At 67.3% G+C, this 18,234-nt stretch carries 18 protein-coding genes; 6 read left to right on the top strand and 12 right to left on the bottom strand.

Features of this window, described 5'->3' with window-relative positions; all coding sequences use genetic code 11:
* Nucleotides 1–8: 8 nt before the first annotated feature.
* From ArtHe_RS03390 to ArtHe_RS03360, 7 genes are all read right to left on the bottom strand, one after another.
* Nucleotides 9–827, bottom strand: a complete 819-nt coding sequence (locus tag ArtHe_RS03390; protein ID WP_248318779.1) for a CoA ester lyase — start codon at nucleotides 825–827, stop codon at nucleotides 9–11.
* A gap of 86 nt (nucleotides 828–913) precedes the next feature.
* Nucleotides 914–1,399 carry a MaoC family dehydratase gene (locus ArtHe_RS03385; protein ID WP_248319656.1) on the bottom strand — a complete coding sequence of 162 codons (486 nt, stop codon included), beginning with the start codon at nucleotides 1,397–1,399 and terminating at the stop codon, nucleotides 914–916.
* Nucleotides 1,400–1,457: 58 nt separating this feature from the next.
* Nucleotides 1,458–2,099 (bottom strand): CoA transferase subunit B, encoded by a 642-nt coding sequence (locus ArtHe_RS03380; RefSeq protein ID WP_248318778.1) that lies wholly within the window; start codon nucleotides 2,097–2,099, stop codon nucleotides 1,458–1,460.
* Nucleotides 2,099–2,896 carry a CoA transferase subunit A gene (locus ArtHe_RS03375; protein WP_248318777.1) on the bottom strand — a complete coding sequence of 266 codons (798 nt, stop codon included), beginning with the start codon at nucleotides 2,894–2,896 and terminating at the stop codon, nucleotides 2,099–2,101. Before ArtHe_RS03375 ends, ArtHe_RS03380 begins: the two co-directional genes overlap by 1 nt.
* 43 nt (nucleotides 2,897–2,939) lie before the next feature.
* The gene (locus ArtHe_RS03370) at nucleotides 2,940–4,103 is read right to left on the bottom strand and encodes an acyl-CoA dehydrogenase family protein (protein ID WP_248318775.1); all 1,164 of its coding nucleotides are present in this window, start codon (nucleotides 4,101–4,103) and stop codon (nucleotides 2,940–2,942) included.
* Between the two features lie 15 nt (nucleotides 4,104–4,118).
* On the bottom strand, nucleotides 4,119–6,221 hold the full coding sequence (locus ArtHe_RS03365; RefSeq protein ID WP_248318773.1) for a biotin carboxylase N-terminal domain-containing protein: 2,103 nt from the start codon (nucleotides 6,219–6,221) through the stop codon (nucleotides 4,119–4,121).
* A gap of 5 nt (nucleotides 6,222–6,226) precedes the next feature.
* Nucleotides 6,227–7,831, bottom strand: a complete 1,605-nt coding sequence (locus ArtHe_RS03360) for a carboxyl transferase domain-containing protein (protein WP_248318771.1) — start codon at nucleotides 7,829–7,831, stop codon at nucleotides 6,227–6,229.
* A gap of 146 nt (nucleotides 7,832–7,977) precedes the next feature.
* Between ArtHe_RS03360 and ArtHe_RS03355 the strand changes: the two genes are divergently transcribed.
* Complete coding sequence (locus ArtHe_RS03355; RefSeq protein ID WP_066302601.1) at nucleotides 7,978–8,592, top strand: TetR/AcrR family transcriptional regulator; 615 nt, start codon at nucleotides 7,978–7,980, stop codon at nucleotides 8,590–8,592.
* Between the two features lie 37 nt (nucleotides 8,593–8,629).
* The gene (locus ArtHe_RS03350; protein ID WP_151724061.1) at nucleotides 8,630–9,097 is read left to right on the top strand and encodes a GNAT family N-acetyltransferase; all 468 of its coding nucleotides are present in this window, start codon (nucleotides 8,630–8,632) and stop codon (nucleotides 9,095–9,097) included.
* Between the two features lie 140 nt (nucleotides 9,098–9,237).
* Here the strand turns inward: ArtHe_RS03350 and ArtHe_RS03345 are convergent, their stop codons facing one another.
* From ArtHe_RS03345 to pdhA, 3 genes are read right to left on the bottom strand one after another with little or no spacing between them, the layout of a single operon-like run.
* Nucleotides 9,238–10,773 (bottom strand): dihydrolipoamide acetyltransferase family protein, encoded by a 1,536-nt coding sequence (locus ArtHe_RS03345; protein ID WP_248318769.1) that lies wholly within the window; start codon nucleotides 10,771–10,773, stop codon nucleotides 9,238–9,240.
* Entirely contained in the window at nucleotides 10,770–11,792 is a 1,023-nt protein-coding gene (locus ArtHe_RS03340) for an alpha-ketoacid dehydrogenase subunit beta (RefSeq protein WP_248318767.1), read from the bottom strand. The genes ArtHe_RS03345 and ArtHe_RS03340 overlap by 4 nt, the downstream gene beginning before the upstream one ends.
* On the bottom strand, nucleotides 11,789–12,928 hold the full coding sequence (gene pdhA / locus ArtHe_RS03335; RefSeq protein ID WP_248318765.1) for a pyruvate dehydrogenase (acetyl-transferring) E1 component subunit alpha: 1,140 nt from the start codon (nucleotides 12,926–12,928) through the stop codon (nucleotides 11,789–11,791). The genes ArtHe_RS03340 and pdhA overlap by 4 nt, the downstream gene beginning before the upstream one ends.
* Nucleotides 12,929–13,108: 180 nt before the next feature.
* Between pdhA and ArtHe_RS03330 the strand changes: the two genes are divergently transcribed.
* The gene (locus ArtHe_RS03330) at nucleotides 13,109–13,585 is read left to right on the top strand and encodes an Lrp/AsnC family transcriptional regulator (RefSeq protein ID WP_066302591.1); all 477 of its coding nucleotides are present in this window, start codon (nucleotides 13,109–13,111) and stop codon (nucleotides 13,583–13,585) included.
* Between the two features lie 86 nt (nucleotides 13,586–13,671).
* Here the strand turns inward: ArtHe_RS03330 and ArtHe_RS03325 are convergent, their stop codons facing one another.
* Nucleotides 13,672–15,294 (bottom strand): cation acetate symporter, encoded by a 1,623-nt coding sequence (locus ArtHe_RS03325; protein ID WP_066302589.1) that lies wholly within the window; start codon nucleotides 15,292–15,294, stop codon nucleotides 13,672–13,674.
* The gene (locus tag ArtHe_RS03320) at nucleotides 15,291–15,662 is read right to left on the bottom strand and encodes a DUF485 domain-containing protein (RefSeq protein WP_066302588.1); all 372 of its coding nucleotides are present in this window, start codon (nucleotides 15,660–15,662) and stop codon (nucleotides 15,291–15,293) included. The genes ArtHe_RS03325 and ArtHe_RS03320 overlap by 4 nt, the downstream gene beginning before the upstream one ends.
* 218 nt (nucleotides 15,663–15,880) lie before the next feature.
* Here ArtHe_RS03320 and ArtHe_RS03315 point away from each other — a divergent pair, with 218 nt between their 5' ends.
* The 3 genes from ArtHe_RS03315 to ArtHe_RS03305 are packed head-to-tail and all read left to right on the top strand — an operon-like array spanning nucleotide 15,881 to nucleotide 18,220.
* Entirely contained in the window at nucleotides 15,881–17,077 is a 1,197-nt protein-coding gene (locus ArtHe_RS03315) for a histidine kinase (protein ID WP_248318763.1), read from the top strand.
* Between the two features lie 37 nt (nucleotides 17,078–17,114).
* On the top strand, nucleotides 17,115–17,846 hold the full coding sequence (locus tag ArtHe_RS03310; protein ID WP_248319655.1) for a LytTR family DNA-binding domain-containing protein: 732 nt from the start codon (nucleotides 17,115–17,117) through the stop codon (nucleotides 17,844–17,846).
* Nucleotides 17,843–18,220, top strand: coding sequence for a hypothetical protein (locus ArtHe_RS03305; protein ID WP_248318761.1), 378 nt, complete (start codon nucleotides 17,843–17,845; stop codon nucleotides 18,218–18,220). Before ArtHe_RS03310 ends, ArtHe_RS03305 begins: the two co-directional genes overlap by 4 nt.
* The last annotated feature ends 14 nt before the right edge of the window (nucleotides 18,221–18,234 follow it).

Here is an 18,234-nt window from a genome sequence, read left to right as displayed (position 1 = left end):
GCCTCCGTTTAGCCGGCAATACCTGCCCGGCGCAGCGTCTGCTCGGCCTGGCGGAGCAGCGGTCCGTCGATCATTTCGCCGCGGAAACTGAACACTCCGCCCTGGCCGCGGGCTGCTTCGAGCAGCTCCCGGGCGTAGGCCTTTTCCTCTTCGGAGGGCGCGTAAGCAGCGCGGACCGCGGCGACCTGGCCGGGATGGATGCAGGCCTTGGCAGCAAAACCGGACGCGGCGCCGTCGCGTGCTTCTTCCTCCAGCCCCGCGGTATCCGCAATGTTGCCGTAGATGGAGTCGATGGCACCCTTTCCGTACGCGCCGGCAGCCAGCAGCACCGTGGACCGGGCATGGACGGCCACCCCGCGGTAGCTGCCCTCCGCGGTCCGGCTGGACTCTCCGCCCAGGGAGGCCAGCAGGTCCTCGGCTCCCCACATCAAAGCCTCAACGTTCTTCTCCCGGGCGAGGTCTGCGGCACGCAGCACCCCCAGAGCAGTCTCCACCAGGGCGATCACGCTGACGTGCCGCAGGGCATGCCCGATCTCCCCCGGGTCCTCGGCCTTGGCAGCCATCACGTACCGGTAGTTGGTGGCGGCGAGCGCCTCCAGGTCCGCGCGGAAGGAAGTGCTGCTCACGGGGTTCACGCGCACGATCGTCTTGTCCGGGTCCAGGGCGGAGGCAGCCAGGTTCTCCCGCGCCTGTTCCTTGGCTTCGAAGGCGACGGCGTCTTCCAGATCCAGGATCACGGCGTCGGACCGCTCGGCGGCCTTGGCAAACCGGTCCGGCCGGTCCGCGGGACAGAACAGCAGTGCGGGTCCCATGGGAAAGGTGGTCATGTTGGGGTGCTCCTTACGCGGCTTCGACTTCCAAGGCTTCTCCAACTTACCGGTGCGGACGCCCCGCGGTTACCCGTTGAACCGGTTCAGCTCCCGTTCCGGGCCTCTTGGTAACCGGACTCCGTCCACATCAGGGCGGTCCGGGAGAACGTGGCCACTACGGCGCCGTCCTGATTGAATCCGGTGTGTTCCAGCGTCACGATCCCCTGGCCGGGGCGGGACCCGGAGATCCGCTTGGCGGCCACCCGGGTCTGCGAATACAGGGTGTCCCCGTGGAACAGCGGAAGCGGAAACGCCACGTCGGTGAGGCCCAGCTGCGCCACCAGGGTGCCCTGGGTCAGCTGCCCCACGGACTGGCCGACCATCACCGCAAGTGTGAGCATTGAGTTCACCAGCCGCTGCCCGAAAGGCTGACCGGCGCTGTAGGCCGCATCCAGGTGCAGCGGCTGGGAATTCATAGTGAGTGTGCTGAACAGGACGTTGTCCGCTTCGGTCAGGGTCCGGCCCGGACGGTGCGCATACACCGTCCCGGGCTCCAGTTCCTCGTACCAGAGGCCACGCTGGACAACCACGCGCGCCTGTCCCTCCGGCGGGCCGGCCTCCCCCGGGCCGCCCGCCGGTGTCCGGGCTTCAGACACCAAGGGCCACTTCCAGCGGCGCTCCGGTGGCGGCCACAACGTCCTCCACGGTGACTCCGGGGGCGGTCTCCAGGAGCACCAGGGATTCCGGCCCCACTTCGATCACCGCAAGGTCGGTGATGATCAGGTCCACGCAGCCGCGGCCGGTCAGCGGGAGGGAACACTCGGAGACGATCTTCGGGGCGCCGCTGCGGTCCAGGTGCTCCATCATGACGATCACCCGCTTGGCCCCAAAGACCAGGTCCATGGCCCCGCCCATTCCCTTGACCATTTTCCCGGGAACCATCCAGTTGGCCAGGTCCCCGTTGGCGGCGACCTCCATGGCACCGAGCACGGCGACGTCCACATGCCCGCCGCGGATCATGCCGAAGGAGGCCGCGGAATCAAAGAACGCCGCTCCCCGGTTGACGGTCACGGTTTCCTTCCCGGCGTTGATCAGGTCCGGGTCCAGTGCGGACTCCTCCGGATACGGTCCAACGCCCAGGATCCCGTTTTCGGAGTGCAGCACTACTTCCACGCCGTCGGGAATGTAGTTGGGGATCAGGGTGGGCATCCCAATGCCCAGGTTCACGTACTGCCCGTTCTGCAGTTCCTGCGCCACCCGGGCTGCGAGTTCATTGCGTGTCAGTGCCATTACAGGCCTTTCCTGGGTGCTGCGCCGCCTGAAGTGTCTGCTGTCCGGGGTTCCGAAACCGTCTTCTTCTCGATCCGTTTCTCCCCCGGACCGGCAAGGACCACCCGCTGGACGAAGATGCCCGGGACATGGATCTCGCCGGGATCCAGGTCACCGGCTTCCACCAGTTCCTCGACCTCGGCGATCGTGACCTTTCCGGCCATCGCGCAGAGCGGGTTGAAGTTCATGGCCGAGGCATGGAACACCAGGTTGCCGTGCCGGTCGCCCTTCCAGGCATGGACCAGGGCAAAATCCGGGGTCAGGGACTCTTCCAGGACGTAGTCCTGGCCGCGGAAAGCACGGACCTCCTTGGGTTCCGATGCCTGCGCGACGCCGCCTTCGGCGTCGTACTTCTGCGGCAGTCCGCCTTCGCTGACCTGGGTGCCGACGCCGGCGCTGGTGTAGAACGCCGGGATTCCCGCCCCGCCGGCCCGCAGTTTCTCGGCCAGGGTGCCCTGCGGGGTGAGAACCACCTCCAGTTCGCCGGCCAGGTACTGCCGGGCGAATTCCTTGTTCTCCCCCACATAGGAACTGACCGTGCGGCGGATCCGGTGGTCGGCCAGCAGCAGGCCGAGCCCCCAGTCGTCCACGCCGCAGTTGTTGCTGACCGTTTCCAGCTGGTCCGCACCTTGATCGTGCAGGGCCTCGATCAGGGCCGCGGGGATGCCGCAGAGCCCGAATCCTCCCACGGCCAGGGAAGCGCCGCTGGGAATGTCGGCCACGGCGTCCGCTGCCGTCGCCACCGTCTTGTCAATCATGGAACCGTCCGTTCGTTAATCACCGTTGACCAACTCCTCCGCTTCAGAGCCCCAGTTCACGGGCTATCAGCATCAGCTGAACCTCGGAAGTGCCTTCACCGATTTCGAGGATCTTCGAGTCGCGGTAATGCCTTGCCACCGTGAACTCGTTGATGAAACCGTAGCCGCCAAAGACCTGGGTTGCATCCCGTGCGTTGTCCATGGCGGCTTCTCCCGCGATCAGCTTAGCCATAGCGGCCTGGGCCTTGAACGGTTTGCCGGCCAGCATCCGGGCCGCGGCGTCATAGTACGCAAGGCGCGAGGTGTGTGCCCGGGTCTGCATCCGCGCAATCTTGAAGGCGATGGACTGGTTACTCCCGATGGGTGCGCCGAAGGCGTGGCGTTCCGACGCGTAGCGCAGCGCTTCGTCCACGCAGCCCTGTGCTGCGCCGGTGGCCAGGGCCGCGATCGCGATCCGGCCCTCGTCCAGGATCTGCAGGAAGTTGGCGAATCCGCGGCCCTCGGTTCCCAGCAGGTTTTCCCGCGGCACCCGCACGTTATCCAGGGTCAGCGGATGCGTGTCCGAGGCGTTCCAGCCCACCTTGTTGTAGGGCTTCTCCACGGTAAAGCCGGGAGTGCCGGACGGGACGACGATCGTGGAGATCTGTTTGCGCACCGTTCCGCCGGGTTCTTCGGAGGTGCCGGTGACGGCGGTGACGGTGACCAGCGAGGTGATGTCGGTACCGGAGTTGGTGATGAATTCCTTGCTGCCGTTGATCACCCATTCCCCGTCCTCCAGGCGGGCGGTGGTTTTGGTGCCCCCGGCGTCCGAACCAGCCTCGCGTTCGGTGAGTCCGAACCCGGCGAGCGCGGTGCCCTCGGCCAGGGCCGGCAGCCACTGCTGTTTTTGTTCCTCGGTGCCGAAGCGGTAGATCGGCATGGCGCCGAGGGAAACGCCGGCTTCCAGGGTGATGGCCACCGACTGGTCCACCCGGGCCAGCTGCTCCAGGGCGAGTGCCAGGGCAAAGTAGTCGCCGCCCATACCCCCGTATTCCTCAGGGAAGGGAAGCCCGAACAGACCCATCTCCCCCATCTGCGCCACCACCTTATAGGGGAAGCTGTGCTCCTCGTCGTGCCTGGCGGAGACCGGGGCCACCACCTCGTCGGCAAATTCCCGGACCGTGTCCGAGAGCACCTGGTGTTCCTCGCTGAGCTCAAAGTCCGGCATGCCCTGCTCCTTCGGTTAGGCGTGCGTTTCCGCGGCCGGGATCGGGCCATCGGATGCTGGGGGTTGGGGTGGTGCGGCAGGAGGGGACACGGTGGCCAGGACCTGACCGGCCTTGACCAGGTCGCCGGGGCGCAGGCTGATGGACACAGTGCCGGCCACGGGCGCGGTGAGCTGGTGTTCCATTTTCATGGCTTCCACGCTGAGCAGTGCCTGGCCGGCGTCCACGGTGTCCCCGTTCCCGACGGCGACGGTTACGACGGTGCCGGGCATCGGCGAGCGCAGGACGGGATCCGATGCGCCTTCGACGCGTCCCGCGGCGGCCAGGGAAGCACGGAGCCGTTCCCTGCGGTCCGGCAGGTCCAGGCCAGCGGTGAAGCCGTTCCTGGCGGTCCAGAGCACCTGGCCCTGGCCGGGCGGCGGCACCGGAGCGGCGAGCCAGAGGGAGTGGACCACACCGTCAAGGACCAGCCGCGCCCGGCTTCCGTCCAGGTGCAGGGCCGCCCGGCGTACCCCCGCGCCGTCGACGCGTACGTCCGCAGCGGCCGGAGTGCCGGTGACCTCCACCGTGTGTGTGGTGTCCCCTGCGGTGACGGTGACCGTCAGCGGCCGTGCCCCGCCGATGCGCCAGCCGTCGGCGCGCTGCCAGGGGGCCCCGGGGCTTGGCGCTGCCCCGTGGTTCTGCAGCGGGGCCGCCTTCCCCTGCAGCACAGCGAGCCGGAACAGGGCAGCGGCAGCCAGTTCGACGTCGTCGGGCGCCTGGAACTGCAGGTCCGGGAGCCGGCGTTCGATCAGAGTGGTGTCCAGGTCCCCCGCCTGGACATCAGGATCCGCCAGCAGCAGCCGCAGGTATTCGATGTTGGTGCCGATCCCGAGGATCACGGTTTCGGCGAGCGCTGCGTCCAGCCGGGCGAGGGCCTGCCCCCGGTCCGGTCCCCAGGCGATGACCTTGGCAAGCATCGGATCGTAGCTGGCGGACACCTGCTGGCCTTCGAGCAGCCCGGAATCGGTCCGCACCCCGTCTCCGGACGCTTCGTGCAGGAGCTGCACGGTTCCGGCGGTGGGGAGGAATTCCCGGGCCGGGTCCTCGGCATACACGCGGGCTTCCACCGCGTGGCCGGTCAGCCGGACCGCTTCCTGGGCAAATCCGAGCGGCTCGCCGGCGGCGATGCGGACCTGCCACTCCACCAGGTCTATGCCGGTGACCATTTCCGTGACCGGATGTTCCACCTGCAGCCGGGTGTTCATCTCCATAAAGAAGAACTCGTCCGGTGCTTCTCCGGAGACGAGGAACTCCACGGTCCCGGCCCCGGTGTACTCCACCGAGCGGGCGGCCTCGCAGGCGGCTGCTCCAATCCTGCCGCGGGCGGCATCATCGAGCAGCACGCTCGGTGCTTCCTCGATGACCTTTTGGTGCCGGCGCTGCAGGGAACACTCGCGTTCGCCCAGGTGGATGACGTTGCCGTGGGTGTCAGCGAGGACCTGCACCTCGATGTGGCGCGGCGCGGGAACCAGCCGTTCGAGGAAAAGCGTGTCGTCGCCGAAGGCCGAGGCCGCCACCCGGCGGGCGGAGGCCAGGGCGGCCGGCAGCGCGGCGGGGCTGCGCACGGCCTGCATGCCCTTGCCGCCGCCTCCCGCTGAGGGCTTGATCAGCAGCGGGTAGCCGACCCGCCCGGCGGCAGCCGCCAGATCCTCATCGGTGAGCCCGGGCTCAGCGACACCGGGGATGACCGGAACACCGTACCCGGCGACGTGGTTCTTGGACCGGATCTTGTCCCCCATCAGCTCCAGTGCTTTCACGCCCGGACCGATGAAGGTGATTCCGTTTTCCTGCAGCAGGCGGGCGAAGGCGGCGTTTTCGCTCAGGAACCCGTAGCCGGGGTGCACAGCCTGGGCACCGGAGGCCCGGCAGGCGGCCAGGACGGCACCGGCGTCGAGGTAGCTTTGCCGCGGATCAGCCGGGCCCAGCCGGATGGCCGTGTCAGCTTCCCGCACATGCCGGGCATCGGCGTCGTCGTCGCTGTAGACGGCGACGGTCCGCAGTCCCAGCCGTTTCAGCGTGCGGATGATGCGGCAGGCGATTTCGCCGCGGTTGGCCACCAGTACGGTTTCGAAAGTCATGGGGGTCACATCCGGAAGAGGCCGAAGGAGGTTGCGGGCAACGGAGCATTGGCGCAGACATCCAGGGCCAGGCCCAGAACGGTGCGGGTGTCCTGCGGGTCGATGATGCCGTCGTCCCAGAGCCGGGCCGTGGAATAGTAGGGGCTGCCCTGGGCCTCGTAGTCCTGCCGGATGGGTTCGCGGAAAGCTTCCTCCTCCTCGGAGCTCCATTCCCCGCCCTGGGATTCCAACGCATCCCGCCGTACCGTCGCCAGCACGGCGGAGGCCTGGTTTCCGCCCATGACGGAAATCCGGGCGGCCGGCCACATCCACAGGAAGCGCGGCGAGTAGGCCCGTCCGCACATCGAATAGTTCCCCGCCCCGAAGGACCCGCCGACCACCACGGTCAGTTTCGGAACCCGGCAGGTAGCGACGGCGGTGACCATCTTGGCGCCGTGCCGGGCGATTCCACCGGCCTCGTAGTCCCGGCCGACCATAAAGCCGGAAATATTCTGCAGGAAGATCAGCGGGATGCCGCGCTGGTCGCAGAGTTCGATGAAGTGGGCACCTTTCTGCGCGGATTCGCTGAACAGGACACCGTTGTTGGCGACGATTCCCACCCGGTGTCCGTGCAGCCGGGCGAAGCCGGTGACCAGGGTGGTGCCGTACTCCTTTTTGAACTCGTGGAATTCGCTGCCGTCCGTGAGACGGGCGATGATCTCCCGCACGTCGTAGGGGGTCTGCAGGTCAGCGGGCACTGCACCGTAGAGTCCGTCCGGGTCCACGGCGGGTTCCGCCGAAGGCCCCGGCTCCCAGGCATGCTCCGGGGCCGGAAAGGTCTCAGCGATGTTCCGCACTATTTCCAGGGCGTGGGCGTCGTTTTCGGCCAGGTGGTCCGTGACCCCTGAAATCCGGGAGTGCAGTTCCCCGCCGCCGAGCTCTTCCGCTGTGACGACTTCTCCGATGGCAGCCTTCACCAGGGGCGGACCGCCCAGGAAAATAGTGCCCTGGTTCCGCACGATCACGGTTTCGTCGCTCATGGCCGGGACGTAGGCACCGCCGGCGGTGCAGGAACCCAGCACGGCGGCGACCTGCGGAATTTTCGCGGCGGACATCCGGGCCTGATTGTAGAAAATCCGACCGAAGTGATCCCGGTCCGGGAACACCTCGTCCTGCAGGGGCAGGAAGGCGCCGCCGGAATCCACCAGGTAAATGCACGGCAGCCGGTTCTCCAGCGCGATTTCCTGGGCCCGGAGGTGTTTCTTCACCGTCAGCGGGTAGTAGGTGCCGCCTTTGACCGTGGCGTCGTTGGACAGCACCATCACATGCCTGCCGTGCACCAGCCCGATGCCGGCGATCAGCCCCGCTCCCGGGCAGTCGCCGCCGTACATGCCGTTGGCCGCCAGCGGTGCGATCTCCAGGAACGGGCTGCCGTCGTCGAGCAGCATTTCCACCCGTTCCCGGGGAAGCAGTTTCCCCCGCCCGGTGTGACGCTCACGGGACCGGGCCGGACCGCCCTGGGCGGTTTCGGCGAGCAGTTTGCGCAGCTCCCCGGCGAGGATCCGCTGGGCCGAATCATTGGCTGCGTAGGACGCCGAGGCGGCATCCACACCGGTAACAAGGGTCTCCATCGACTTCCTCTGGTTTTACCGCGTGGGAACCTGCGCCAGTGCCGACGCCGGTTAATGACCACTAACCCAAATTAGGTTAGTGGCTATTAACTGACCTGTCCACCACAATGGAGGAGTTGCCCATACAGGACCGCGGAAAGGCAGGCATGGAAGTCACCAAGACCACCCCGCGCACCACAACCGGCCGCAGCGCGGCCAAGGCGTCGCGCCGTGCCGCCATGCTCGATGCCGCTGCGTCGCTGTTCGCGGAGCGCGGCTACAACGGTGTCTCAATCGAAGAACTCGGCGCGGCCGCCGGAGTCAGCGGACCGGCCGTGTACCGCCACTTCAGCGGTAAGCCGGCGGTGCTGGCCGCCCTGCTGATCGGTGTGAGCAAGGATCTGCTGGAGGGCGGGACCGCCGTCGTCGCCGAATCAAGTACCGCCGAGGACGCATTGACCGGCCTGATCGAATTCCAAGTGGACTTCGCCCTGCGCCAGTCCAACGTCATCCGGGTCCAGGACCGGGACCTCGCCAGCCTGCCGGAAGAGGACGAGCGCACGGTGCGCTCCCTGCAGCGCCAGTACGTCGAGGTGTGGGTGGACGCCATTTCCGCCCTGCACCCCGATTCCGGCCTGCCGCTGCTTCGCCACCGCGCGCAGGCGGTGTTCGGCCTGATCAACTCCACGTCCCACACGCTGACCAGCAAAACCACGGCGCGGGAGACAGTGCGGCTCCGCGCCTTGCTGGAACGAATGGCGTGGGCGGCACTGAATGCCTAGTACGCTGGACAAAACACCCCGAGCAGAAAGACCTGCCGTGATTGAGCTTCGTGCCGTTGTTCCAGCCGATCTGGATGAATTCTTCAACCATCAGCTGGACCCGGGCGCCAACCATATGGCCGCCTTCGCCGCCAAAAATCCGTCAGACCGGGGCGTCTTCGACCTCCACTGGCAGCAAATCCTCAGCGACCCTTCGATTACCGTCCGCACCATCGTGGCCGACGGCGATGTGGTGGGATCCATCCTCGCCTACCGCGAGGGCGACGTCCCGGAGATCAGCTACTGGATCGACCGTTCCCGCTGGGGACAGGGGATTACGACGGCGGCCGTGGGCCTCTTCCTCGAAGAGTTCCCCGAGCGTCCGGTGCGGGCACGCGCTGTCGCGGACAATGTCAGCTCCATCCGCATCCTGGAACGCTACGGCTTCAAGATGATCGGTGAGGAACGCAGCTTTGCCAACGCCCGCGGCGCCGTTGTCCGGGAACTGGAACTCGAGCTGGCCTAGGCCTGCCCCGCAGCAGTTCCGCCAGGGCCCGCTCCCGCACTTTGCGTGGGAGCGGGCCCTGGCGCATTCCTCCGCGTTCCTCCGGATTTTCCAGCCTGACTTCCCGGCCTGGTTTCCCGGCCTGATTGCGCTGCCCGGCCTCAGGCCAGCGCCAGGACCATGGCAGGTTCGGTCAGGACATCCCCGATGTCCCGCAGGAACGCTGCCCCTTCCGCGCCGTCCACCAGCCGGTGGTCAAAGGACAGGCTCAGGGTGGCGACCTCCCGCAGGGCAATATTGCCCTCGTATTCCCAGGGCTGGCGCCGGACAGCCCCCAGCGCCAGGATGGCTGCCTCACCGGGGTTCAGGATCGGCGTCCCGGCGTCCACACCGAACACTCCCACGTTGGAGATCGACACGGTTCCGCCCGACAGTGCCGCCGGCGGGGTCCGGCCGTCACGGGCGGTGCCGGCCAGATCTGCAATCGCCAGCGCCAGTTCGCGCAGGCCCAGCTCCTGTGCGTCCTTAATGTTTGGCACCAGCAGCCCCCGTGGAGTCGCCGCAGCGATGCCGAGGTTTACATACCGGTAGCGGATGATCTCCCTGGCCTCCTCGTCCCAGCGGGCGTTCAGGCCCGGATGCCGCTGCAGTGCCAGGCAGACTGCCTTGGCGGCCAGGACCAACGGAGTCAGCCGGACGCCCTCAAATTCCGGCCGGGCCTTCAGCTTCTTCAGCAGGTTCATTGAGCCCGTAACGTCCACCGTGAGGAAGACCGTGGCGTGCGGGGCCGTAAAGGCACTGCTCACCATTGCAGCCGCCGTATGCTTCCGGATTCCGGAAACCGGTATGCGCTCTTCACGTGCCCGACCCGGGTGCGGGGCGTCCTCGCCCACGGCCTGGCTCCTCGGGGCAGCTTCGTTCCCGGCCGCCGCTGGGGCGCCGGTGCCGAGGCCGGCGCCGGCGCCAGTAGCGGTGCCGGTGCCATCCGCGCCGGCCGGCAGGACGGCCGCTTCAACGTCCGAGCGCAGAATCCTGCCATCCGGCCCGGTCCCGGGGACGAAGGCCAGATCGATTCCGAGGTCCCGGGCGAGTTTCCGGACGGGTGGGGTGGAGCGCAGCCGCTCCACCGGCGGACTGGCGTTCGACTGGCCGGCGACCGGCTGCCCGGCCTTGGGCTGCATGGGTGGATTCGGTTCGTCCGCTGGACGGGCGTCCGGCCCCCGCATCTTCGTCAGTCCAGGGCGGGGTTTCCTGACCGGGTGTCCTGCCGGCTCCGGTTCGGCACCGTATCCCACCAGGGTTGGCTGCCGGCGCGGTGCTGCCTGGGTCGGGACCTCCTGGTTCGAGGCCCCCTGGTTCAGCGCCTCCAGCCCCGGTGCCTCCTGCTGGGGCACGGCGGGTATCGCGGCAGGCGACTCGTCCTGTGCTCCGCCGTCGCCGTCCGGCGGCCGCTCCGGATCCGGAATGTCGAAGGAAATGATGGTCGATCCCACTTCCACGACGGTTCCCGGCAGCTCGTGCAGCCGGGCCACCACACCGGCAAAGGGAGACGGCAGCTCCACCACGGCCTTAGCGGTTTCCACTTCGGCGATGACCTGGTTCAGCGCCACCGTCTGCCCCTCCGCCACCCGCCAGCTGAGGATCTCCGATTCGGTCAGGCCCTCCCCCAGGTCCGGAAGCCGGAATTCGCGGATCATCCCTGGGCTCCTTCCAGGACGGCCGGCCGGTCCAGCGAGTTGGGCCGGCGCATCACCCGGTCCACTCCGTCCAGGATCCGGTCCAGGTCCGGGAGGTGGTGTTTCTCCAGCCGTGCCGGCGGATAGGGAACGTCAAACCCGGTCACCCGCACCGGGGCATGTTCCAGGTAGTCGAAACAGCGCTCGGTGATGCTTGCCGCGATCTCCGCGCCCAGACCGCCGGACTGGGCTGCTTCGTGGGTGACCACCAGCCGGCCGGTCTTCCGCACAGAGGCCTCCACGGCGTCGTAATCTATGGGCGCCAGCGAGCGCAGGTCGATCACTTCCACGGATAGTCCCTCGTCCTGCGCCGCGGCGGCCGCATCCAGGGCGGTCATCACCAGCGGTCCGTAGGCCACCAGGGTCACGTCGGTGCCCGGGGCGGCCACCCGCGCCGCACCCATCGGGAGGGCTCCATCCAGTGTCAGGTCCACCTCGCCCTTGGTGTGGTAGCGCCGCTTGGGCTCGAAATAGAGAACCGGATCATCGCAGGCGATGGCCTGCCGGATCATGGTGTAGGCATCCTGCGGATTCGAGACGCTGATGACCCGCAGTCCGGAGGTGTGCGTGAAGTAGGCTTCAGGCGACTCGGAATGATGCTCGGGGGAACCAATCCCCCCGCCGAACGGCACCCGGATGGTCAGCGGCAGCTTCACCGCCCCGCGCGTCCGGTAGTGCATCTTGGCGACCTGGGACACTATCTGGTCGAACGCCGGATAGATGAACCCGTCGAACTGGATCTCCACCACCGGCCGGTAGCCGCGGTACGCGAGCCCGACGGCGGTCCCCATAATCCCGGACTCGGCCAGCGGTGTGTCGATCACCCTGCGGGGACCGAAATCGGCCTGCAGCCCGTCAGTTATCCGGAAGACGCCGCCCAGCTTGCCGATGTCCTCCCCCATCAGGAGCACCTTCGGGTCCCCGGCGAGGGCCTCGCGCAGTCCGGCGGTGATGGCGCGGCCAAAGGTCATGCCGGTCATCGCAGGCCTCCTTCCGCGGCGCTGCCCATCATGGCGAGATACTGCCGGTAGTGCTCCTGCTGGCGGTCCAGCCAGCTGTTGGGCGTCGAGTAGACGTGGGCAAAAACGTCCAGGGGCGCCGGCTCCGGCATTCCCGTGCAGGCGGCGCGGAGCTCCCGGGCCAGCGACTCGGCGTCGTGCTCCACTGCTCTCCGGAAGGCGTCGTCGAACTCCCCTTCGGCTTCCAGGAGCGCGCCGACCCGGCTGATTGGATCCTTCGCCTGCCAGGCCAGGAGTTCAGCGGGATCCCGGTAGCGGGTCGGATCGTCGGCTGTGGTGTGCGGGCCCATCCGGTAGGTGACAGCCTCGATGAAGGTGGGGCCTCCCCCGCTGCGCGCCCGGTCCAGGGCTTCCCGCGTGGCTGCCAGCGTAGCCAGGACGTCGTTGCCGTCCACACGGGTGGACGGGATGCCGAAGCCCGGCGCCCGGTTGGCGACCGGGATCTGTGCCTGCAGCCCCACGGGTTCGGAGATCGCCCACTGGTTGTTCTGGCAGAAGAAGATCACCGGTGCCTGGAAGCTCGCCGCGAAGACCATTGCTTCGTTGACGTCGCCCTGGCTTGTGGCGCCGTCGCCAAAGTAGCTGATGGCGGCGTCGTCCAGACCATCCTGCTGGATGCCCATGGCATAGCCGGTGGCGTGCAGGGTCTGCGCTCCGATGATGACCTGGGTGGGTGCCATGTTCACCGAATACGGATCCCAGCCAGCGGAGGCGTTGCCGCGCCAGACCCGCATCAGGTCCTCGAACCCCACTCCGCGGACGAACGCCACGGCGTTCTCCCGGTAGCTGCTGAAAACGAAGTCGGAGGGCCGCAGCGCCCGGGCCGAGCCCACCTGCGCGGCTTCCTGTCCAAGCAGCGGTGGCCAGAGGCCCAGTTCACCCTGCCGCTGCAGGGATGTGGCCTCGGTGTCGATCCGCCGAACCAGGACCATGTCGCGGTACAGGCTGCGGAGCGCCGCGGCGTCGATGTCCTCGACCCAGCGGTCGTAGAGGGCGTCGCGGACGCGGAAACCATCGGGGCGGATGAGCTGGACTACTGGATCGTGCGGTTCCGTCCCGGTGTTTTCGGGATGGTCCGCCGGGATATGCAGGGACACTTTGATACGCATCCTTCCGTGGTGGAACCCCGGGGGTGGTGGGGTTCAAACCTGTTGCCGGGCACCGTTGCCCAGTTAGGTGTGACACTACTCACACCGGGCAGGCGGTACAACTGTGCCCGCTCGGATTGCGCATCCTGCCCTGCCGGGAGCGATTTCGCCGTGCTAGCGTTGCGCACTATGCAGATTTTGGACGGCACCGACTTCAGGGTCCTGCGGGCCATGGCCACCGATCCGAGGCGGACTGTCGTGGCCCTGGCCGGCCGGCTGGGCATCTCCCGCAACACTGTCCAGGCACGGCTTTCCAGGATGGAATCCAAGGGTGCCTTCCTCACCTTCGAACGCCGGATCAACCCCGTGGCGCTGGGCTACCCCCTGATGGCCTTTGTCCATGTCCACGTCCAGCAGCAGCGGCTCGCTGAGATCACGGCGGAACTCTCGGCCATCCCCGAAGTAGTGGAAGCCCACGGTCTCACCGGCGCCGCGGACATCCTGCTGCGGACGGTCGCCGTCGATGCCGAGGACCTGTTCCGGGTCAACAAGGCCATCCTGGCGGTGCCCGGCGTCGAACGCTCCGACACCACCCTGGCGATGGGTGAGCTGATCCCCTACCGGGTGGCTCCGCTGCTGGACCGCGGCCCGGCCGATGGGGACTGATCTTCCGGCTGGCTTATGGCTTAACGGGACAGGCGCCTCCCCCTGCGGGGAAGGCGCCTGTCCTGTCTGCTGTCGGGCCGGCGGACCTAGTGGTCCACGGCCTTTTCGGCACCGACACCGGTCAGCGAGCGGATTTCCATTTCCGCCTGCTTTTCCGGCGACTCGTTGTCCTTGCTCGTGATCGTGCCCAGCCAGCCCAGGAAGAAGGCCAGCGGGATCGAGACGATACCCGGGTTGTTCAGCGGGAAGAAGGAGAAGTCGACGCCGGAGATCATCGAGGTTTCCGCACCGGACATCACCGGCGAGAAGATGATCAGGCCGATGGCCGAGCCCAGGCCGCCGTACATGCTCCAGAGGGCACCGCGGGTATTAAAGCGGCGCCAGTAGAGCGAGTAGAGGATGGTCGGCAGGTTCGCACTGGCGGCGACGGCGAAGGCCAGCGCCACCAGGAAGGCGACGTTCTGCCCCTGGGCGCCGATGCCGCCGAGGATCGAGACGACGCCGATGACCAGCACCGTGCGGCGGGCCACCTTCACTTCGCTCTCGGAATCAACCTTGCCCTTCCGCACCACGTTCGTGTAGATGTCATGGGCGAAGGACGCTGCCGCCGTGATGGTCAGGCCTGCCACAACCGCCAGGATGGTGGCGAACGCGACGGCGGATATGAGCCCCAGCAGCACCGGACCGCCGAGCGCGAAGGCCAGCAGCGGAGCAGCCGAGTTCACTCCGCCCGGGGCGGAGGTGATGGTTTCGCGGTCGATCATGGCGGCGGCACCGTAGCCGAGCACCAGGGTGAACAGGTAGAAGAGGCCGATCAGCCAGATCGCCCAGACCACGGAGCGCCGGGCTTCCTTGGCGGTCGGCACCGTGTAGAAGCGCATCAAGACGTGCGGCAGGGCCGCAGTGCCAAAGACCAGAGCCAGGCCGAGCGAGACGAAGTCCAGCTTGGAGGTTTCCGACTTGCCGTACTGCAGTCCCGGATCCAGGATCGCGGCGTTGCCTGAGGTCTCGACGGCGGCACCCAGCAGCTCGGAGAGGTTGAAGCCGTTCAGGGCAAGAACCCAGACCGTCATCACGGCGGTGCCGGCGATCAGCAGGCAGGCCTTGATGATCTGCACCCAGGTGGTGCCCTTCATCCCGCCAACCAGTACGTAGATGATCATCAGGGCGCCCACGATCGTGATCACCAGGGACTGGCCGATCTTGGAGTCAATGCCCATCAGCAGGGACACGAGTCCACCGGCGCCGGCCATCTGCGCCAGCAGGTAGAAGAAGCAGACCGCCAGCGTGGTGATCGCGGCGGCGATGCGCACCGGGCGCTGCTTGAGCCGGAAGGACAAGACGTCTGCCATGGTGAACTTGCCGGTGTTGCGCAGCATTTCAGCCACCAGCAGCAGGGCCACGAGCCAGGCGACGAGGAAGCCGATCGAGTACAGGAACCCGTCATAGCCGTTGATCGCAATGGCGCCGACAATGCCCAGGAAGGACGCCGCCGAGAGGTAATCGCCGGCAATGGCGGTTCCGTTCTGCGGTCCGGTGAAGGAACGTCCGGCAGCGTAGTAGTCCGCCGCAGTCTTGTTGTTGCGGCTGGCACGAAGCACAACCACGAGCGTGACAGCGACGAACAGGCCGAAAATCAGCATGTTCAGCCAGCCGCTCTCCTGCACCTTCTCCGCGGTGACGGTGGCGGAGATGTTCAGCGTGTTCATTTGGTCTCCTCCGGAAGGGATACGCCCTTGGCCTCGAGTTCCCCGCGCAGTTCAGCAGCGATCGGGTCCATCCGGCGGTTGGCGTAGCTGACGTACCACATGGTGATGCCGAACGTGCTGACAAACTGCAGCAGGCCCAGAATGATGCCGATGTTGACGTTGCCGAACACTGGCGTCGACATGAATTCGTGGGCGTAGTCAGCGAGCAGGACGTAAGCGAAGTACCAGATCAGGAAGACTGCGGCCATGGGAAAGATGAAGCTGCGCTGGCGTTTGCGCAGCTCCTGGAACCGAGGCGACCGCTGGACTTCCTGGAAGTCGACCGGTGCCGCGCTTCCGGGGTGTGATTGTGGCTGGTGTTCAGCCATCTCTCCTCCTTGGGTTGGGCACGTGCGGTACGGCATCCGGGTCCGGGAACCGTAGCGGACCCCGAACACCACGCACCGTCTGTGATGGCCATCACTTTTCCAACTCCGGGAGCCTCCTGCCACTTTCGCCGCGCCCAGGTCGGTGAACGGACCGTTCCGTGCGCCCAACGGCATGTCAGCGGCCGGTTGACCGTCGCGGGACTGGGTAGGGTTTAGGCATGCCTGCAGCCGTCGACGTCGCCCTGGTCTGCGCCATTGCCGTGCTCACGCTCGCGGCGGTAGGTGCTCTCGGCTACCGGCTGAGCCGCTCGCAGCGCGATTTGGGCACCGACGCTGAGCGGGCCGCGTACGCCACCCTGCACACCGCATCACTGGCCGCCAGGCATTTGAGGTCCGGGCTGACGCCTGCCGGTGCGTCCCGCGCGAGCCGGCATCTGCGGGGGCTGCTGCGGTGCGAGACGCTGCTGCTGACAGACACCTCTGCGGTGCTCGCCTGGGAGGGCTCGCTGGCAGACACTCCTGACCGCCGCGAGCGTGTACTGCTGGCCGCGCGGGGCGTCCAGGACAGCGGCCGCACCAAGGTTTTCCGCGGTCCGGCGCTGCGGGCGCTGGGGCTTGACGACGGCGGTGAGCTGCTCATCTGCCCGCTGCGGGTGAACGGGCAGGCAGCAGGAACGCTGGGGGTTTTCGCCCCGGCGCTCAGCGCCGGGCTCATCCGCGCCACGAACGATGTGGCCGACTGGGTGGCGGCGCAGCTGGAACTGACCGAGCTCGACACCTCGCGTGCCCTGCTGATGGAAGCCGAGGTGAAAGCCCTGCGGGCCCAGATCAGCCCGCATTTCATCTACAACTCGCTGAACGCCATCGCCTCCTACATCAACACGGACCCCGCCCGGGCGCGGGAACTGGTGGTGGAGTTCGCCGATTTCACCCGGTACTCGTTCCGCCGGCACGGAGATTTCACCACGCTGGCCGAAGAGTTGACCTCCATTGACCGCTACCTGCTGCTGGAACGGGCCCGCTTCGGCGAACGCCTGAAGGTCAGCCTGCAGATCAGTCCCGAGGTCCTGGGCGCCGTCATCCCGTTCCTGTCCCTGCAGCCGCTGGTGGAAAATTCGGTGCGGCATGGCCTGGAGGCGATCGACGGCGTTGGGCAGATCTCCATTTCCGCCCGTGATGCCGGGGCGATGGCGGAGATTACCGTGGAGGACAACGGTGTGGGTATGGATCCGGACGCGCTGCGCACACTGCTCGCGGGACACGCCGACGGGGATCATGTGGGGCTGCGCAACGTCGATGTGCGCCTTCGTCAGCTCTACGGTGACGCCCACGGCCTGGTGATCGACACGGCCGAGGGTGCCGGAATGCTGATCACGATGCGTGTGCCCAAGTCGCAGCCCGGACATCGAACGTAGAGCAAGTAGTCTGTGTCACATGTCCAAATCCGCAAAGCTGCTGAACGTGGTGGTTGTCGACGACGAAGCGCCGGCAGTGGAGGAACTGGCGTTCCTGCTGGGCCGGGATGCCAGGATCGGGACCATCCTGCGTGCCTCCAGCGGAGCCCAGGCCCTGCACGCACTCGAGACCACCGACGTCGACGCCATTTTCCTGGACATCCACATGCCCGCACTGTCCGGGCTGGACATCGCCCGTGCCCTCGCCCGCAGCGAGCGTCCGCCCGCCGTCGTTTTTGTCACCGCCGATGAAGAGCACGCGCTGGATGCCTTCGAACTCGCGGCCCTGGACTACCTGCTGAAACCGGTGCGCCCCGAGCGGCTGGCCGAGTCGGTGCGGCGGATCAGCGAGTCGCTGGCCGGCGCGGAGACGGCGGCGGCCGGCGGCGGCGATGTGGTGACGGTCGTCCAGGGGGCCACCACGCGGATGATCCGGCGCGAGGATATCCGGTATGTCCAGGCGCAGGGCGATTACGCCCGGCTGCACACCGCGGAAACCAGCTACCTGATCAGGATTCCGCTGGCGGAACTTGAAGCGCAGTGGGCTGACGCCGGCTTCCTTCGCATCCACCGCTCGTACTTGGTGGCGCGGCACCAGATCCGGCAGGTTCGGCTGTCCGCAGGCCGCGCCAGCATCCGCATTGGCACGGTGGAGCTGCCGGTCAGCCGCAGGCACCTGCCGACAGTGCGCAGCACACTGGCCACCGGCCGGGTCAGGCCCACCGCATGACTGCCGAAAACCGCCCGCAGCGGGTCCGGGTGACCGCCCCGTCCCGCCCGGGCTCAGCCGCGCCGGTTTTCCCGGTTGCCCGCGAACTCGATGAGCAGTCCGAGGTGGGAGAAGTCTTCCTGTCCTCCCTGATCCGGTCGCAGCTGCGGCTGTCTCTTGTGGTGGCCGGAGGATTCGGCCTGATCCTGCTCGGTGTTCCGCTGCTGCTCGCAGCCGTCCCGGAGATCAGTGAACTGGCGGCATTCGGTATTCCGGTGCCCTGGCTGCTGCTCGGCCTGGGCGTGTATCCGCTGGTGATTGTCAGCGGGGCGTTGTATGTGCGCAGCGCCAACCGGAACGAGGCCCGTTTCCAGGACCTGCTCGACGATGCGTAGCCCCGCGTGACCTG

It is taken from the genome of Arthrobacter sp. Helios, from assembly GCF_023167125.1.
In the GTDB taxonomy this organism is placed as follows: Bacteria; Actinomycetota; Actinomycetes; order Actinomycetales; family Micrococcaceae; genus Arthrobacter_B; species Arthrobacter_B luteolus.
Note: the sequence above shows the minus strand (reverse complement) of the source record. Positions and strands in the feature narration are given on the sequence as shown.

Excerpts from the sequence above, each read along its gene's own strand:
- ArtHe_RS03390 (WP_248318779.1), bottom strand. The coding sequence starts at position 827 with ATGACCACCTTTCCCATGGGACCCGCACTGCTGTTCTGTCCCGCGGAC.
- ArtHe_RS03370 (WP_248318775.1), bottom strand. The coding sequence starts at position 4,103 with ATGCCGGACTTTGAGCTCAGCGAGGAACACCAGGTGCTCTCGGACACG.
- ArtHe_RS03325 (WP_066302589.1), bottom strand. The coding sequence starts at position 15,294 with ATGAACACGCTGAACATCTCCGCCACCGTCACCGCGGAGAAGGTGCAG.
- ArtHe_RS03305 (WP_248318761.1), top strand. The coding sequence starts at position 17,843 with ATGACTGCCGAAAACCGCCCGCAGCGGGTCCGGGTGACCGCCCCGTCC.
- ArtHe_RS03315 (WP_248318763.1), top strand. The coding sequence starts at position 15,881 with ATGCCTGCAGCCGTCGACGTCGCCCTGGTCTGCGCCATTGCCGTGCTC.
- ArtHe_RS03330 (WP_066302591.1), top strand. The coding sequence starts at position 13,109 with ATGCAGATTTTGGACGGCACCGACTTCAGGGTCCTGCGGGCCATGGCC.
- ArtHe_RS03345 (WP_248318769.1), bottom strand. The coding sequence starts at position 10,773 with ATGATCCGCGAATTCCGGCTTCCGGACCTGGGGGAGGGCCTGACCGAA.
- ArtHe_RS03365 (WP_248318773.1), bottom strand. The coding sequence starts at position 6,221 with ATGACTTTCGAAACCGTACTGGTGGCCAACCGCGGCGAAATCGCCTGC.
- ArtHe_RS03320 (WP_066302588.1), bottom strand. The coding sequence starts at position 15,662 with ATGGCTGAACACCAGCCACAATCACACCCCGGAAGCGCGGCACCGGTC.
- ArtHe_RS03360 (WP_248318771.1), bottom strand. The coding sequence starts at position 7,831 with ATGGAGACCCTTGTTACCGGTGTGGATGCCGCCTCGGCGTCCTACGCA.
- ArtHe_RS03380 (WP_248318778.1), bottom strand. The coding sequence starts at position 2,099 with ATGGCACTGACACGCAATGAACTCGCAGCCCGGGTGGCGCAGGAACTG.
- ArtHe_RS03355 (WP_066302601.1), top strand. The coding sequence starts at position 7,978 with ATGGAAGTCACCAAGACCACCCCGCGCACCACAACCGGCCGCAGCGCG.
- ArtHe_RS03375 (WP_248318777.1), bottom strand. The coding sequence starts at position 2,896 with ATGATTGACAAGACGGTGGCGACGGCAGCGGACGCCGTGGCCGACATT.
- ArtHe_RS03340 (WP_248318767.1), bottom strand. The coding sequence starts at position 11,792 with ATGACCGGCATGACCTTTGGCCGCGCCATCACCGCCGGACTGCGCGAG.